Origin of the sequence: Cetobacterium sp. ZOR0034, from assembly GCF_000799075.1 — a bacterium.
Lineage (GTDB): Bacteria > Fusobacteriota > Fusobacteriia > Fusobacteriales > Fusobacteriaceae > Cetobacterium_A.
Map to the genome: position 1 here is coordinate 98,655 of NZ_JTLI01000008.1, position 15,960 is coordinate 114,614.

General features: G+C 31.6%; 14 protein-coding genes. 5 read left to right on the plus strand and 9 right to left on the minus strand.

The window, feature by feature from the left end; genetic code table 11:
* Positions 1–3 precede the first annotated feature (3 nt).
* Positions 4–582, minus strand: coding sequence for a nitroreductase family protein (locus tag L992_RS03300; RefSeq protein WP_047381961.1), 579 nt, complete (start codon positions 580–582; stop codon positions 4–6).
* Positions 583–725: 143 nt separating this feature from the next.
* On the opposite strand from L992_RS03300, the gene L992_RS03305 reads away from it, so the two are divergent.
* Together L992_RS03305 and L992_RS03310 are read left to right on the plus strand one after the other, a co-directional pair.
* On the plus strand, positions 726–3,239 hold the full coding sequence (locus L992_RS03305) for an AMP-binding protein (protein ID WP_047381960.1): 2,514 nt from the start codon (positions 726–728) through the stop codon (positions 3,237–3,239).
* A 135-nt stretch (positions 3,240–3,374) separates the two neighbouring features.
* Positions 3,375–5,837: an AMP-binding protein gene (locus L992_RS03310; protein ID WP_047394407.1), complete on the plus strand. Its 2,463-nt coding sequence runs from the start codon at positions 3,375–3,377 to the stop codon at positions 5,835–5,837.
* 49 nt (positions 5,838–5,886) lie between these two features.
* Here the strand turns inward: L992_RS03310 and L992_RS03315 are convergent, their stop codons facing one another.
* From L992_RS03315 to L992_RS03330, 4 genes are all read right to left on the minus strand, one after another.
* Positions 5,887–6,231: a histidine triad nucleotide-binding protein gene (locus L992_RS03315; protein WP_047381958.1), complete on the minus strand. Its 345-nt coding sequence runs from the start codon at positions 6,229–6,231 to the stop codon at positions 5,887–5,889.
* Positions 6,232–6,250: 19 nt separating this feature from the next.
* Complete coding sequence (gene rpiB / locus L992_RS03320; RefSeq protein ID WP_047381957.1) at positions 6,251–6,679, minus strand: ribose 5-phosphate isomerase B; 429 nt, start codon at positions 6,677–6,679, stop codon at positions 6,251–6,253.
* Positions 6,680–6,719: 40 nt separating this feature from the next.
* Positions 6,720–7,205 carry a peptidylprolyl isomerase gene (locus L992_RS03325; protein WP_047381955.1) on the minus strand — a complete coding sequence of 162 codons (486 nt, stop codon included), beginning with the start codon at positions 7,203–7,205 and terminating at the stop codon, positions 6,720–6,722.
* Positions 7,206–7,300: 95 nt separating this feature from the next.
* A complete protein-coding gene (locus L992_RS03330) occupies positions 7,301–7,915 on the minus strand; it encodes a DJ-1/PfpI family protein (RefSeq protein WP_231549753.1) in 615 nt (204 codons plus the stop codon).
* Between the two features lie 137 nt (positions 7,916–8,052).
* Between L992_RS03330 and L992_RS03335 the strand changes: the two genes are divergently transcribed.
* Complete coding sequence (locus L992_RS03335) at positions 8,053–10,404, plus strand: aminotransferase class I/II-fold pyridoxal phosphate-dependent enzyme (protein WP_047381950.1); 2,352 nt, start codon at positions 8,053–8,055, stop codon at positions 10,402–10,404.
* Between the two features lie 16 nt (positions 10,405–10,420).
* Positions 10,421–11,266 carry a MurR/RpiR family transcriptional regulator gene (locus L992_RS03340; RefSeq protein WP_047381948.1) on the plus strand — a complete coding sequence of 282 codons (846 nt, stop codon included), beginning with the start codon at positions 10,421–10,423 and terminating at the stop codon, positions 11,264–11,266.
* Between the two features lie 27 nt (positions 11,267–11,293).
* On the opposite strand, the gene L992_RS13445 is transcribed toward L992_RS03340, so the two are convergent.
* The gene (locus tag L992_RS13445; RefSeq protein ID WP_156110638.1) at positions 11,294–11,431 is read right to left on the minus strand and encodes a hypothetical protein; all 138 of its coding nucleotides are present in this window, start codon (positions 11,429–11,431) and stop codon (positions 11,294–11,296) included.
* Positions 11,432–11,613: 182 nt separating this feature from the next.
* Here L992_RS13445 and L992_RS03345 point away from each other — a divergent pair, with 182 nt between their 5' ends.
* Positions 11,614–12,945, plus strand: coding sequence for an APC family permease (locus L992_RS03345; protein WP_047381946.1), 1,332 nt, complete (start codon positions 11,614–11,616; stop codon positions 12,943–12,945).
* A 25-nt stretch (positions 12,946–12,970) separates the two neighbouring features.
* Here L992_RS03345 and L992_RS03350 read toward each other — a convergent pair whose 3' ends face one another.
* The 3 genes from L992_RS03350 to L992_RS03360 are packed head-to-tail and all read right to left on the minus strand — an operon-like array spanning position 12,971 to position 15,945.
* Complete coding sequence (locus tag L992_RS03350; RefSeq protein ID WP_047381945.1) at positions 12,971–13,972, minus strand: electron transfer flavoprotein subunit alpha/FixB family protein; 1,002 nt, start codon at positions 13,970–13,972, stop codon at positions 12,971–12,973.
* A gap of 22 nt (positions 13,973–13,994) precedes the next feature.
* A complete protein-coding gene (locus L992_RS03355) occupies positions 13,995–14,780 on the minus strand; it encodes an electron transfer flavoprotein subunit beta/FixA family protein (protein ID WP_047381944.1) in 786 nt (261 codons plus the stop codon).
* A gap of 19 nt (positions 14,781–14,799) precedes the next feature.
* Positions 14,800–15,945: an acyl-CoA dehydrogenase gene (locus L992_RS03360; protein WP_047381942.1), complete on the minus strand. Its 1,146-nt coding sequence runs from the start codon at positions 15,943–15,945 to the stop codon at positions 14,800–14,802.
* Positions 15,946–15,960 lie beyond the last annotated feature (15 nt).

Genomic DNA, 15,960 nt, shown 5'->3' on the forward strand with positions numbered 1-15,960 from the left:
CTCCTAGAATTTTTTTAATATTAAATTTTTTAATGATAATTTAGGAACATAATGAATATTATTTTCTAAATCTCTATGATATTTTAAATTATCTTCATTTCCTTCAGTAAGAACTACTCTATCTGTAGGTTTACCTAAAGCTACAAGAATTTGAGGAGAGTATTTCTCAAGGTCTAAATCAAGGATTTTAGGAATTTCCATCTTATTAAAAGAACCAATTAAACATCCTCCTAAATTAAGCTCAGTTGCTTTTAAGAGAATATTTTGCGAAGCGATTCCAATATCCATTCCTAAAGTAATCGGAGGTAAAGGAGAATCCTTTAAGCTACTAATAAGGATGTAGGCTTTAGGTCCCTCTTCTAAAGTAGGGCTCCAAGGGATTGCTCCTGCCCAAGCTGTATGTGGAAATATTTTGTGACATAAGCTTGCAGAGTTTACAAGAGTATATCTTAATGTTTGACTATTTCTAGCTGAGCCACCTAATCTAGCAGCATTAATCATCTTTTCTAAAGTGTCAAAATCAATCTCTGTTGAATCAAATGTTCTATAAGAACGAGTCTTTAATAGTAATTCATCTAACATAAAAAACCTCCTTAACATTTTAAATCAATACTACTTCATAAACAGTAAAAAGTCAACATCCTAAGAGGAAAAAGTAGACAATTGCTGTAAGTTATTATAAAATAGGTTATTATTTCTAAGCAAAATAGGGAGGATTGAAATTTATGAATTTTATATATGATAGAAAAAAAACTGCAGTAGTTTATAAAGATAAAGAATATTCATACTATGAACTTATTAAAATGGCTAAAATATATTCTGAGTTATTAAACATAGAAAAAGAAGATAGGGTTGTTGTGTTCATGGAGAATAGACCTGAATATATGGCTGCTGTTTTAGGTGTATGGGATAAAAAAGGAACGTGTACAAATTTAGATGCTAGTTATAATTCAGATCAATTGGAGTATGTTTTTAATGATTCTCATCCTAAGTATATAATAACGTCTAATGAGAATATAGAGGTTGTAAATATAGCAAAGTTAAATTCAAATTCTGACATAATTATTTTAAATGTAGATGAAATTGATATAAAAAAAGAGATAAGAATGGAAAATGTAGCAATTGAGTGTCTGGAAAAAGAGGCAGTAGCGGTTATGTTATATACATCTGGAACAACAGGAAACCCTAAAGGAGTAATGTTAACATTTGATAATATAATGTCTAATGTTGAAGCAATTAAAGAGATAAAAATGGTAGGGGCAGAAGATAGATTATTAGCTTTATTACCGTTTCACCACATATTACCATTATCATTTACAGTATTGATGCCTTTGAATTTTGGATGTTTTGTTGTTATTTTAGATGAACTTTCTTCAGAAGCTATAAAAAGAAATTTACAAAAATATAAAATCACTATTGTAATAGGAGTCCCTAGAGTATGGGAGATGTTCCATAAGGGAATAATGGGTAAAATAAAAAGTAGTCCAGTTACTTATAAACTATTTAATATTTGTAAATCTTTAAATATTATTCCATTAAACAAAATAATATTTAAAAAAATTCAAGAGGCTTTCGGAGGAAATATAAACTTTTTAGTTTCAGGAGGAGCGAAGTTAGATAAGGAGATATGCGAGGACTTCAATGCCTTTGGATTTAAAATGTTAGAAGGGTATGGGTTAACAGAAACATCACCAATTATATCTTTTAATAGAAAAGATAATATTATTCCAGGAACAGTAGGAGTGCCATTACCTGGAGTAAAAGTAAAGTTAGAAACAGATGGAGAGATTGTAGTTAAGGGTAGAAACGTAATGAAGGGCTATTATAATAAACCTGAAGCGACAGCAGAAGCTATAGATGAGGATGGATGGTTCCATACAGGAGATTTAGGGCAATTTGATGGAGACCATTTAAAAATAATTGGAAGAAAAAAAGAGATGATAGTTTTATCAAATGGAAAAAATATAAATCCATCAGATGTAGAAGCTGAAATTATAAGAGAAACAGATTTGATTGAAGAGGTTGCAGTAACTGAGTACCATAAACATTTGGTAGCGATTGTATATCCTAACTTTAAAGTTTTAGAGGAGAGAGGAATAGCAAATGCAAAAGATGCTCTTAAATGGGAGGTTATTGATAAATATAATGTAACAGCTCCAGCTTACAGAAAAATATTGGATATAGTCGTAGTAAAAGAAGAACTTCCAAAAACAAAATTAGGTAAATTAAGAAGATTTATGTTAAAAGATTTAGTAGCTGGAGTGACTGCGAAAATCGAGGGATCAGAAGATGAAATTGCGCCTTCAAAAACTGTTGAGAAAAAAATATCAACTTCAAAGGAGATAAATACAGAAGAGTTTAAACAGATTTCTAAATTTATAAATACTTTGCACGATGATGCACATATAATACCAGAATCTCATTTGGAAATTGATTTAGGGTTGGATTCTTTGGATATAGTTGAGATTATAACATATATTCAGAATACATTTGGAGTAACTATAGCAGAGGAGGATTTTGCAAGAATAAAAACAGTAGAAGCGTTATGTCAGTTCGTAAGAGAGAAGGGTGGAAATTTTGAAGAGGGTGAAGTAAATTGGAAAAAGATATTTGATGAACCAGTTGAGTTAGATATGCCAACTTCAAAGGTTGTCGTACCAATTACAAATATCTTAAAACCGTTATTTACTCATTATATAAAATTAGAAAAGGATACGAGTAAACTTCAAGGTAGCTCACCAGTTATATATGTTGGAAATCATCAAAGTATGTTAGATGCATTTGCCTTTAGTCAAACTTTACCAAAGGATATTCTGAAAAATACATATTTCTTAGCAATAAATATTCATTTCGAAGGAAAAGTGAAAAAATATTTAGCGCAAAATGGAAATGTAATATTAGTTGATATGAATAAAAATCTAAAAGAAACATTGAAGATAGCAGCAAAAGTTTTAAAAGAGGGTAAAAATTTAGTTATATTCCCAGAAGGAGCAAGAACTAGAGATGGAGAGATTCAAGAATTTAAAAAGACATTTGCAATATTGTCAAAAGAGTTGAATATTCCAGTAGTTCCATTTGCAATAAAAGGGGCTTATGAGTTAATGCCGTATGGAAAGAATAAACCATCTTCAGGAAAAATGAGTGTAACAATATTAGATAAAGTATCTTCTGAAAATAAGACGGTTGAAGAGATTTTAAAACTTACAAAGCAAGAGATTATGAATAGCTTAAATTCATAATAAGAGATAAAATATAAAGCTGAGAGAAAAAAGATACTCTCAGCTTTCCTTATTTCATTGAGTTGAAATAATAACACAAGTATGTTATAATCATTCTGAGATTAAAAAAACACCTGTAATAATTGGGAGGAAAAATTGGAATTTGTAAAAAATCATAATAAAACAGCGATATTTTATGAGGGTAGAGAATATTCATATAAAGAGTTAATAGCTGGAGCAAAAGAATATGCTACTATGCTAGATTTAGAAAAAGAGGGGAAAGCCGTAGTATTTATGGAAAATAGGCCAGAATTACTATATGCTTTTTTAGGAATCTGGGATAAAAAAGGAACATGTGTGTGTTTAGATGCAGCTTCAAAAGTTTCTGAGTTTCAATACTTTATAGAGGATTGTAGGCCAAAGTACATATTTGTATCAGAGAATACTTATGAGGTTGCAAGGGAAGCAGTAGAGATTTCTGGCGTGGATACAACAATTTTAAATGTAGATAAAATTGATTTATCAAATGCAAATAAAGAGGGGATAATCTATTCTCCAGATGGGGATGCGGTTGCTTTAATCCTTTATACGTCGGGGACAACAGGAAGTCCAAAAGGAGTAATGCTAACATTTGATAATATTTTAGTAAATATAGAAGGTCTTAATAAGTATAATATGTATCAACCAACAGATAGAGTATTAGCTCTATTACCGATGCATCATATATTCCCACTTTTGGGTTCTGGAATAGTTCCATTACAACAAGGAGCAACTATAGCATTTTTAAAAGAGTTATCATCACAAGCTATGGTAGATGCGTTAAAAAACTATAAAATAACTATGATGATAGGAGTTCCTAGACTTTGGGAGATGCTTCATAAAAAAATAATGGAGAAAATTAACTCAAATAAAGTTATAAAAACATTGTTTAAAGCTGCAGAGAAAGTAGATAGTAAAGATTTCAGTAAGAAATTATTTAAAAAGGTTCATGAAGGATTTGGAGGAAATATAAGATTCTTTGTATCGGGAGGATCAAAATTAAATCCAGAAGTTTCAAGAGATTTTAAAACTTTAGGAATAGATGTCTGTGAAGGATATGGACTTACAGAGACGGCACCGATGATATCATTTACTCCGATAAATCAAGTTGTACCAGGTTCAGCTGGAAAAATAATGGATGGAGTAGAAGTTAAGATAGCTGAAGATGGAGAGATTCTTTCAAGAGGAAGAAACCTAATGAAAGGATATTATAATAAACCAGAGGCAACGGCAGAAGTAATAGATACTGATGGTTGGTTCCATACAGGAGATTTAGGAGAGGTAAAAGGAGAGTATCTGTATGTAACTGGAAGAAAAAAAGAGATGATAGTTTTATCAAATGGAAAAAATATCAATCCTATTGAGATAGAACAATGGATAATGTCGAATACTGATTTAATAGAAGAGATGGTTGTAACTGAATATAACGCTTTATTAACAGCAGTTGTATATCCTAACTTTGCAAAGGTGAAGGAGCATAGAGTTACAAATATAGCTGAAACATTAAAAAATGAAGTTATTGATAAATATAATGGAACTGCACCAAATTATAAAAAGATTTTAGATTTAAAAATAGTTCAACAAGAGTTGCCGAAAACAAAAATCGGAAAAATAAGAAGATTTATGGTTACTGATTTGTTAGAGGGTAAAGTTGAAATAGAAAAAGAGGAGAATGCTCCAACATTTGAAGAATATGTTGTAATTTCAGAGTATTTAAGTAATTTAAAAAGTAAAAAAGTTACATCTAAGGCACATTTAGAATTGGATTTAGGATTGGATTCGCTAGATTTAGTTGAATTTATGGCATTTGTTCAAAGTAGTTTTGGAGTGAACTTAACAGAAGAGATTTTAACAGAAAATCCAACGGTTATAGCAATATCTGAATATTTAAAAGAAAATTCAAAAGGTTTAGAAGTAAAGGATATAGATTGGAAAACAATATTAGAGAAGGAGAGTTTAGAAGGATTCCCTAAATCTAACTGTGCCGGAAAAATAGTAAAAACAATTTTAAAACCTTTATTCTCTGGATATATTAAAATAGAAAAAGAAACAGTGGAAAACTTAGATGTAAATAAGCCGACTATCTTTATAGGAAATCATCAAAGTTTCTTAGATGGATTTATATTTAATCAAAGTGTAGATAATAAAATATTAGATAATACATATTATTTAGCGAAAGTAGCTCACTTCCAAAAAGGATTTATGAAATCTTTAGGTGAAAACTCAAATGTGATGTTAATAGATATAAATAAAAATTTAGCAGAGACACTACAAAGTGCAGCGACAGCTTTAAGAAAAGGAAAGAATATAGTTATATTCCCAGAGGGAACAAGAACTAGAGATGGAGAGATGAAGGAGTTCAAAAAGTTCTATGCAATTTTAGCTAAAGAGTTAAACGCAGATATAGTTCCGTTTGGAATTAAAGGTGCTTATGAACTGTTCCCAGCTCATAGAAAAACTCCGATGAAAGGAACTGTAAAAGTTAAATTCTTCCCTAAAGTTTTACCAGCAACTTTAACTGTTGAAGAGATTGTAGAGAAGAACTCTAATGATATAAAGAGATGGTTAGAAATAAAATAGTGAGATAAAAATAAAGGTTGCCTTTCAGGCAACCTTTTTCTTATTACTATTAAATTGATAGCATAGGTCCAAGGTGTTGACCACCTAAGATGTGGAAGTGTAAATGAAACACCTCTTGCCCACCATGAGAATTACAATTAGTAATTACTCTATACCCATCTTCAGAAATATTTAAATCTTTAGTAATATCTTTAATTGCTAAATACATAGCTGTAAGATATTCTGAATCCTCTGCTGTAATATCATTTAAAGTTGGAATCTCCTTTTTGGGAACAACTAAAATATGAATTGGTGCTGCAGGATTTATATCTTTAAAAGCAATTACTTTATCATTTTCAAAAACGATAGAAGCTGGAATCTCTCTATTTATAATTTTTGTAAATATAGTAGCCATAAGTTCACTCCTTTTTTAATTAAAGTTCTATAGCTTCGATTCTTGTTAAGTGTCTACCACCTTCGAATTCAGTTCTTAAGAATTCATCTACAATTTCAAGAGCTAAAATATCTCCAGTCATTCTAGCACCAAGAGCTAAAATATTAGCATCATTGTGCTCTCTAGTAAGTTTAGCCATAGTTGTATTTGAGCAAAGAGCCGCTCTGATTCCTTTAAATCTATTAGCTGCAATTGAAATTCCAATTCCAGTTCCACAGATAAGTATTCCAAAATCAGCTTCTTTTTCTAGAATAGAGTTAGCAACAGATTTTGCATAAGTTGGATAATCAACAGAATCAGTTGAATAACATCCTTTATCTAAAACTTCAAATCCTTTTCCTTCTAAGTGTTTCTTAACAATTTCTTTTAAAGCAAATCCACCATGATCTGCACCTAAAGCTATTTTCATTTATTTATACTCCTTAAACTCTTATAGTAATGTTTTTAGATTAGTCTTCAAATCCGTGGAAGTGAGCGTGACCGTGCTCAATCTCTTCTTCAGTAGCTTCTCTAACATCAGAAACTACAACATCGAATTTTAAGTTTTTACCTGCAAATGGGTGGTTTCCATCAGCAGTAACAATTTCATCTTCGATTTTTGTGATGATGAATGATTGCTCAGTATCGTCGTCCATATCAGCTATGAAGTCAAGCCCTTCATAAAGATCATCGAATTCAACGAACTCTGATTTTTCCATTTCAACGATTAAATCTTCGTCGTATTCTCCGTATCCTTCTTCTGGAGTTAATTCAATAGTAGTAGTATATCCTTTTTCTTTACCTTCTAAAGCTTCTTCGATAGCAGGAACAAAGTTTCCAAATCCGTGAATGTAGAAAAATGGTCCTACGTCTTGTGTATCCTCTAAAAGTTCTCCGTTGTTTTTGTCGTAAACTTTAAACTCAAGTGTTACTACTTTTCCTTCTTCTATTTTCATATAAAACACCTCACTAAAATCCCTATATATAATAGGGTTATTTGACACTTTAAAGCATAGCATAAAATAGAATAAATTTCATTAAAAATCTTAAATTATTTAAAAAATCCCATATTTTTTTTGACAATCTTACAATTTTCCTCATCCGTAAACTTTTTTAATAGATAAAATGCAACATCAATTGCTGTACTAGGTCCAGAGGAAGTAATGATGTTGTCAGAGATGACTATATCTTCAGATATAGGAATAGCTCCGTATTGCTTTAGCTGTTTAAAATATCTTTCATTATCTAATAGATAAGTAGTTGCGGGAATATTTTTTAAAAAACCATGAATTGCAATAGCAAGGGAACCAGTACAGATTCCAATAACAACTTTTTTATTTAAAATAAAATGATTTAACAAGGATTTTAACTCATGAGATTGAATATCATTAAAGAATCCGGCTTTACCAAATCCGCCAGGGATAACAAGAGCATCAAATTCGTTGAGAGGTAATTCTGTAGTTCTTAAGTTAATCTCAGGTACAATTTTTAAGTTCCAAGTTGCATTAAGTTCATCATGAAGGGCACAAATCGTGGAAAAAATTTTTTTATTTCCTACAATATTATTCCAACCGAAGACATCAAGAAATGGTGCTAGTTCTAGTGTTTCAAAGCCATTTGAGACAAAAATTAAAATTTTTTTCATAAAAATTATATTTCCTTTCAAAAAATAGTTGACTTAATTTCTAAAAAGCTCTACAATATCTCGTATTTTAAAAGAAATTAATAATGTAAATTATATATTATTTTGTAACTTTTTAATATCATTTTTTAAGAACAAAATTTATTAAACAAGGAGGTAAGATGACTAAATTAAATCAATATCAAACACCTATATTCTCAACACTGAAGGACGTATATGCGAAAAGAGACATAGTTCCATTCCATGTTCCAGGGCATAAGAGAGGAAAGGGAATGGATAAAGAGTTTTACGAGTTTATGGGACCAAATCCCTTTTCAATTGATGTAACTATCTTTAAGATGGTTGATGGATTACACAATCCAAAAAGTTGTATAAAAGAAGCACAAGAATTAGCAGCTGACGCTTATGGAGTAAAGAAGACCTTCTTCGCTGTCAACGGAACATCAGGAGCAATTCAAGCTATGATAATGTCTGTTGTAAAGCCAGGAGAGAAGATATTAGTCCCGAGAAACGTTCATAAATCGGTTTCTGGAGGAATCATATTAAGTGGATCAATTCCAGTTTACATGAATCCTGAAGTGGATGATGAATTAGGAATAGCTCATGGAGTTAGACCAGAGGTTGTTGAAAATATGCTGAAACAGCATCCAGATACAAAAGCTGTTTTAATTATTAACCCAACATACTATGGAGCAGCAACTGATATTAAAAAGATTGCAGATATAGTTCATAGCTACGATATTCCTTTAATAGTTGATGAGGCTCACGGAGCTCACTTACACTTCCATGAAGAGTTACCAATATCAGCGATAGATGCAGGAGCGGATATTTGTTGTCAAAGTACACATAAAATAATTGGAGCGATGACACAAATGTCAATGTTACACGTAAACTCAACAAGAGTTGACGTTAACAGAATTCAACAAATATTAAGTTTATTACATACAACATCTCCTTCATACCCGTTAATGGCATCATTAGACTGTGCTAGAAGACAGATAGCTACTGAAGGTAGAGAGTTATTGACAAGAACATTGAAATTAGCGAGAGATTTAAGAGCTGAAATCAATAAAATCCCAGGAATTTTCTCATTTGGAAAAGAAATCGTTGGAAGATATGGAATTCATGACTTTGATGATACAAAACTTTCTATATCAGCAAGAGAGTTAGGATTAACAGGATTTGAATTAGAAACTTTATTAGTTGATGATTACAACATCCAAGTTGAGTTATCAGATTTCTATAATGTTTTAGGATTAGTAACATTAGGAGATGATGAAACAAGTACTGGAAGACTTTTAGAAGCTTTAAAAGATATCAGTAAGAGATTCTTTGGAAAGGGAAAAACTATTGCAGAATCAGTTGGAAAGATGCCAGCTATTCCAGAATCAGTTTTAATTCCGAGAGAAGCATTCTACAGTGAAAACAATAGAATTAAATTCTTAGAAAGTGAAGGAAAGATTTGTGCTGAGATGGTAATGGCATATCCACCAGGAATTCCAGTAATCACTCCAGGAGAAAGAATATCAAAAGATACAATCACTTATATTCAAAATCTGAAAGCAGCAAAACTTCATGTTCAAGGAATGGAAGATCCAGAATTAGAGTTTATAAAAGTTATAGACGAAGAGGATGCAGTATACCTATATACAGAGAAAATGAAAAATAAGATGTTTGCTGTTCCAATGAACTTAGGAGCTAATAAAGCAGGAATCGAGTTTGGACCAGAAGTATTAGAAGAGCATTTCCCAGATACATTTGGAGAGATGACTTATATAGATGTAGAAAAACAAAGAGAAAACTTCAATGAGTGGTCATTAAAGTATAAAAATACTATATTAAACACTTGTGAAAAGTTAGCTACAGCAGTAAATGCAGCAGTAAGAGATGGGTATAGACCAATAACTGTTGGTGGAGATCACTCTATCGCTTTAGGATCAATATCTGGAGTTGCATTAGAAAAAGAGGTTGGAGTAGTATGGATTGATGCTCATGGAGATATGAATACAGATGAAACAACAATGTCAGGAAATATTCATGGAATGCCTCTTGCACTTTTACAAGGAGCTGGAGATAGAGATTTAGTTAACTGTTTCTATGAGGGTGCTAAAATAGAAAGCAAGAATGTTGTAATCTTAGGTGCTAGAGATCTTGATGTAAAAGAGAGAGAAGTAATTGAAGAGTTAGGAGTTAAAGTAATTCCTTACGATGAGGTTGTACATAAAGGATTAGAAAATGTTTTAGATGAAATTAGAGATTACTTAAAAATTGATAATATTCATATAAGTTTTGACGTAGATTCAGTTGATCCTGAGTTTGCACCAGGAGTAAGTACACCAGTAAGAAACGGATTTACACCTGAGGAAATGTTTAAAACATTTAGATTCTTATTTAAGAATTACTCTATCACATCGGTAGATATAGTAGAGTTTAATCCAGTAAATGACAAAAATGAAAAAACGATGAATTTTGTAAATGATTTAACGGAGTTTGTATTAAATCCAAACGTATAGTTTATAGAGGTGTGAGATGAAAAAGGCGGTATTAGCTAATTTAGAGCAGAATTATTCAACGTATAGTAAAAGTTTTAAAAAAATTGTAGATTTTATAAAACATAACCAGAGCATAGTTTCATTTATTTCTATAAATGAGTTAGCTAAGGAGACAGGAACTAGTCCGGCTACAATAACAAGATTTTCAAAAAATTTAGGATTTAAAGGGTATCCTGATTTCCAAAGAGTTTTTCAAAAGGATGTTGAAATTTCGACTTCTCAAATGAAAGAATTTAGAGAAGAGATTGATTCAATGTCAGGTGATGGAATACTTTCTGAGATCATAACTACAAACATTGAGCTTTTAGAAGAGATGGATGTTACATCTATTGAAGATCAATTAGAGTCAGCAATGGAAATGATAAAAAGTAGTAGAAAGTTATATATTTTAGGAGCTAGAGGTTCTTATGCACTAGCATATTATTTATACTTTATGTTAAAGGAATTAAGAGAAGATGTAGAGTTGATGATATCAGGAGCTTCTGATTTCACAGATAAGCTATTATACTCGAGCCCAGATGATGTGCTGTTTACAATATCATTCCACCCATATACAAACTTCACGTGTCAAGTTACTGAGTTTTTTAAAGAGCAAGGTAATAAAATAATTACTATGACGGATAAGAAGGATTCTGTGTTAGGTAATATATCTGACTTAGTAATCACAACTAAAAATGGAGGAAAAGCTTATACTTTTGTTCCAGGAATAATAATTTTAAATGCGCTACTTCTGAAGTTTGGAAAGCAAAATAAAGAGGAAAGTATTGAAAGATTAGATAAACTGAAAAAAATAACAGATAGATTTAATATCTATCAAAGATAAAAAAAAAGAGAGCGAAAGCTCTCTTTTTTATCTTTGGTATTTTAACTTTAAAAATAGATTATCTATAGTTCTAAGAAGTAATCCAATTAAAAGTAGTGGAAATAGATAGAACTTTGCTGAATAATCTACAATAGAGTTATTATTAGCTCTTTTTTTGTCTAGCATTTTATTTTTTCTTCACCCCTTTTATTTACAAAAATCATTATATACCACTTTTTCTATTTATGCAAGAAATAAAAAACAGTTGTTTTAGAAGTTGATTTATGCTAAAATAATTAATTGAAAAGTGCTTTTAAATAAGTAAGTTGATACTAAAAAAATAGAACAGAATAATGAAGGAGAAAAAAATGAGTGAAAATTTAGAAAAAAGATATGGGTTTTCTGTAGCATTTTCAATGGTTGTAGGAATTGTTATTGGAATCGGAATCTTCTTTAAAGCAGGACAGATTTTAACCGCAGCAAACATGAATCCTAAAATAGCAATAGCTGCTTGGGTTCTTGGAGGAGTAATTTCTATCTTATCAGGATTAACAGCGGCAGAAGTTGGAGCGGCAATTCCTGAAACAGGTGGAATGATAGCTTGGATAAAAAGAATTTATGGTGAAAGAATTGCATTTTTAGTTGGATGGGCTCAGTTGATAATATATTTCCCAGCTTTAATAGCTTTAATAGCATATTATTTTGCAGTTTTTACAGGAAACTTTTTAAATGTAGATCCTAGTAACACAGCATTTTTAGGAGGAACAGCTTTTGTCGCAATAACATTCTTATTTGGAATAAATATATTTACAAAAAATATAGGTGGAAAAATTCAAACAGCAGCAACAGCAGCAAAAATAATTCCATTATTATTAATAACTATTTTTGGATTCTTATCTGGAGATAACTCTTCTGGAGTATTTTACATGACAGAAGTTACAAGAGAGGCAACATCATCATCGCCGTTAGTACTTCTTGGATTATCTTTGGTTCCAATAATGTTTGCATTTGATGGTTGGATATATGTAGGAACAATTGCCGGAGATTTGAAAAATGTAAAAAAAGATCTTCCAAAAGCGATTATATTAGGATTAGGATTTATTGCTGTTTTCTATGTAGCATTGAACGTAGCACTTTTAAATGTATTTACAGCTGAAGAGATTGTAAAGCAAGGTATGTTTGGAGTTGCAACAAAGTTATTTGGACCTATGGGAGCAAAATTCATATTCTTAGGAATTATGATTTCAGCTTTTGGAGGATTAAATGGAATGACTTTAGCTTCAACAAGAATTCCTTATACTTTAGCAATAGAAGGACATCTTCCAAAGAAAGAGTTCTTCTCTAAGATAGATGAAAAATATAAGCAACCAGTTAACTCGTCGATTGTTATGTATGTATTGGGAATATTTTTCTTAATTGCGATGTTAGCAACTGGAAATCCAGATATTTTTGGAGATGTTCCTGTAGCATTGTTCTGGTTATTCTATTGTCTAGTATTTTTAGGGTTATTTATTTTAAGAAAAAAAGAACCAAACTTAGAAAGACCATACAAGGTTCCTTTCTATCCAGTGGTACCAATATTAGCCTTAATTGGAGGAGCTTCTATATTTATATATGCAGCAATATCTAATCCAGCATATATGGCTATATCAGTGGCTTTAACACTAACAGGATTATTTGTTTATAGAGATAATAAATAAAAAAAGGTTGCTATGCAACCTTTTTTTATTTCTCAGCCTTAGCTTTTTTAATCTCTTCTATTAAATATGTTGCAGTTTTAGCTAGATCAGTAACTAATCCTAAATCAGCACTTCCAAAAATAGGTGCTGCCTTATCTTTATTTATCGCAATAATATATTCAGATTCTTCCATTCCCGCTAAATGTTGAATAGCTCCAGAGATTCCAAATGCAAAGTAAACATCAGGTCTTACAGTTTTTCCTGTTTGCCCTACTTGTCTATCGTGGTTAACTATTCCTGCATCAACAAGAGCTCTAGAAGCCGCAGCCACTCCTCCAAGTTCATTAGCTAAAAGTTCTAAATTATCAAATCCATTAGCTGCTCCTCTACCACCTGCAACTAAAATTTTAGCTTCTGTTATATCAACTTTAGCTTTAGCTTCTTTTATTATATTTAAAACTTTAACCTTCATTTTTGAATGATTAAAGTCAACTTTAAAATTAGTTATAACCCCTTCTCTATTTAAGTCTTTTGATAATCTAGTCATAACACCTGGTCTAACAGTTGACATCTGTGGTCTGTGATCAGGGCATATGATTGTTGCCATTAGATTTCCACCAAAAGCTGGTCTAGTCATAAGTAGTTCTCTATTCTCACCTATTTCTAGCATTGTACAGTCAGCTGTAAGTCCAGTTTCTACTCTTGACGAGATTCTAGGTCCAAGGTCTCTTCCTAAAGTTGTTGCACCGATTAAAACGATTTCAGGTTTTACAGTATCTATAATTTTTGAAAACGCTTGAGTATAAGCTTCAGTATCGTAGATATCTAGTTCTTTAGAATCTACAATAATAACTTCATCAGCACCATAGGCGATAAGCTCTTTAGATAGATTTTCAATATTATATCCTAAAAGTACTGCAGTAACTTTCTCATTTAAAGATTCTGCTAACTCTTTTCCTTTTCCAATTAGTTCTAAACCAACATTTTGTAATACTCCCTCTCTTTGCTCAGCAAAAACAAGGATTCCTTTATATTCATTTAAATTCATGCTATTCTCCTTTTTTAAAGTTTTAGATTATAAATTTTTCCTTTAGCTTTTCAACAATAATTTTTGCAGCTTCTTGAGGGTCAACTTCATGAAGTTGTCCAGCAGCTTTAACTCCCTTAGTAAATGATTTTTTTACTTTTGTTGGCGAACCTTTTAATCCTAATTTCTCCTCTACAACATCAGATAATCTATCTACACCCCAGATTTCAACCTCTTTATTAAAAGCTTCAACAATATTTTTAACATTCATATATCTAGGTTTATTTGCTTCAGCTAAAACTGTCATTAGACATGGAGATTCTACTCCAAGTAGCATATATCCTTCCTCTGTAGCTCTTTTAACTGTAAAACTATTTTTTCCATCAAATTCGATATCTTTTACATAAGTGATTTGAGGAATATCTAAAAATTCAGCAATTTGTGGACCAACTTGTGCAGTATCTCCATCAATAGCTTGTCTTCCTGCGATAATAAGGTCATATTCTAACTCTTTAAGAGCAGAAGAGATTGCATGTGATGTAGCTAGTGTATCTGCTCCTGCAAACTTTCTATCAGTTAAAAGAATGGCTCTATCAACTCCCATAGCGATGGCTTCTCTAAGAGCTGCATCGGCTTGAAGAGGTCCCATAGTGATAGCTGTGATATGAGCCCCAAACTTATCTTTTAATTTTAATGCTTCCTCTAAACCACCTTTATCGTCTGGATTTATAATACTAGGGACACCATCTCTAATAAGAGTTCCTTTTATTGGATCTAATTTAATCTCTGTAGTATCAGGTACTTGTTTTATACATACAACTATTTTCATTCTCTTTAATCCTCCCAATTTACTTTAGTAATGAACCAGCAATAACCATTCTTTGAACTTCAGATGTTCCTTCGTATATTTCTGTGATTTTAGCATCTCTCATCATTCTTTCAACAGGATATTCTCTAGTGTATCCGTATCCACCATGAAGTTGAACAGCTTTTGTTGTAACTTCCATAGCTGTTTCAGCGGCAAATAGCTTTGCAGTAGCTGCATCAACAGAGTAATTTTCTTTTCTAGATTTTTTCCAAGCAGCTTTATACACAAGAAGTTTTGAAGCTTCAACTTTCGCATACATATCAGCTATTTGGAATTGTGTATTTTGGAACTGTCCTAATGCTCTTCCGAATTGTTTTCTTTCTTTTACATATTTTATAGTTTCATCTAAAGCTCCACCGGCGATTCCAAGAGCTTGTGCAGCAATTCCAATTCTACCACCATCAAGAGTCATCATAGCTATTTTAAATCCTTTACCAATTGCACCAAGAAGATTATCTTTTGGAATTCTGCAATTCTCAAATATTAGCTCACAAGTAGCTGAACCTTTGATTCCAAGTTTTTTCTCTTTTTTTCCGATAGAGAAACCAGTAGTATCAGCTTCAACAATAAAAGCTGAGATACCTTTTAAACCTAGAGATTTATCTGTCATAGCAAAGATTATATATACATGAGCATATCCAGCGTTAGTTATGAATATTTTAGAGCCATTTAAAACCCATTCGTTAGTGCTCTCATCAAAAATAGCTGTAGTTTGTTGTCCAGCAGCATCAGTTCCAGCGTTTGGTTCAGTTAAACCAAAGGCTCCAATCCATTCTCCAGAAGCCATCTTAGGAAGATATTTTTGTTTTTGATCTTCAGTTCCAAACTCTAAGATAGGAGCAACACCTAAAGATGTATGAGCTGAAAGGATAACACCAGTAGTACCACAAACTTTTGAAAGCTCTTCAACAGCCATAGTATACATGATTTGGTCTCCACCAGCACCGCCATATTGAGTAGGGATAACAATTCCCATAAGTCCAGTATCACACATTTTTTTTACAGTTTCTTCGGGGAATCTTTCCTCTTCATCAATTTCAGCAGCAAGAGGTTTTGCCTCGTTTTCAGCAAAAGCTGTGATCATCTGCTTAAAAAGTTCTTGTGATTTAGTCAAAGTAAAATCCATTTATTTCCTCCTAAT

Excerpts from the sequence above, each read along its gene's own strand:
- L992_RS03300 (WP_047381961.1), bottom strand. The coding sequence starts at position 582 with ATGTTAGATGAATTACTATTAAAGACTCGTTCTTATAGAACATTTGAT.
- L992_RS03305 (WP_047381960.1), top strand. The coding sequence starts at position 726 with ATGAATTTTATATATGATAGAAAAAAAACTGCAGTAGTTTATAAAGAT.
- L992_RS03315 (WP_047381958.1), bottom strand. The coding sequence starts at position 6,231 with ATGGCTACTATATTTACAAAAATTATAAATAGAGAGATTCCAGCTTCT.
- rpiB (WP_047381957.1), bottom strand. The coding sequence starts at position 6,679 with ATGAAAATAGCTTTAGGTGCAGATCATGGTGGATTTGCTTTAAAAGAA.
- L992_RS03325 (WP_047381955.1), bottom strand. The coding sequence starts at position 7,205 with ATGAAAATAGAAGAAGGAAAAGTAGTAACACTTGAGTTTAAAGTTTAC.
- L992_RS03335 (WP_047381950.1), top strand. The coding sequence starts at position 8,053 with ATGACTAAATTAAATCAATATCAAACACCTATATTCTCAACACTGAAG.
- L992_RS03340 (WP_047381948.1), top strand. The coding sequence starts at position 10,421 with ATGAAAAAGGCGGTATTAGCTAATTTAGAGCAGAATTATTCAACGTAT.
- L992_RS13445 (WP_156110638.1), bottom strand. The coding sequence starts at position 11,431 with ATGCTAGACAAAAAAAGAGCTAATAATAACTCTATTGTAGATTATTCA.
- L992_RS03345 (WP_047381946.1), top strand. The coding sequence starts at position 11,614 with ATGAGTGAAAATTTAGAAAAAAGATATGGGTTTTCTGTAGCATTTTCA.
- L992_RS03350 (WP_047381945.1), bottom strand. The coding sequence starts at position 13,972 with ATGAATTTAAATGAATATAAAGGAATCCTTGTTTTTGCTGAGCAAAGA.
- L992_RS03355 (WP_047381944.1), bottom strand. The coding sequence starts at position 14,780 with ATGAAAATAGTTGTATGTATAAAACAAGTACCTGATACTACAGAGATT.
- L992_RS03360 (WP_047381942.1), bottom strand. The coding sequence starts at position 15,945 with ATGGATTTTACTTTGACTAAATCACAAGAACTTTTTAAGCAGATGATC.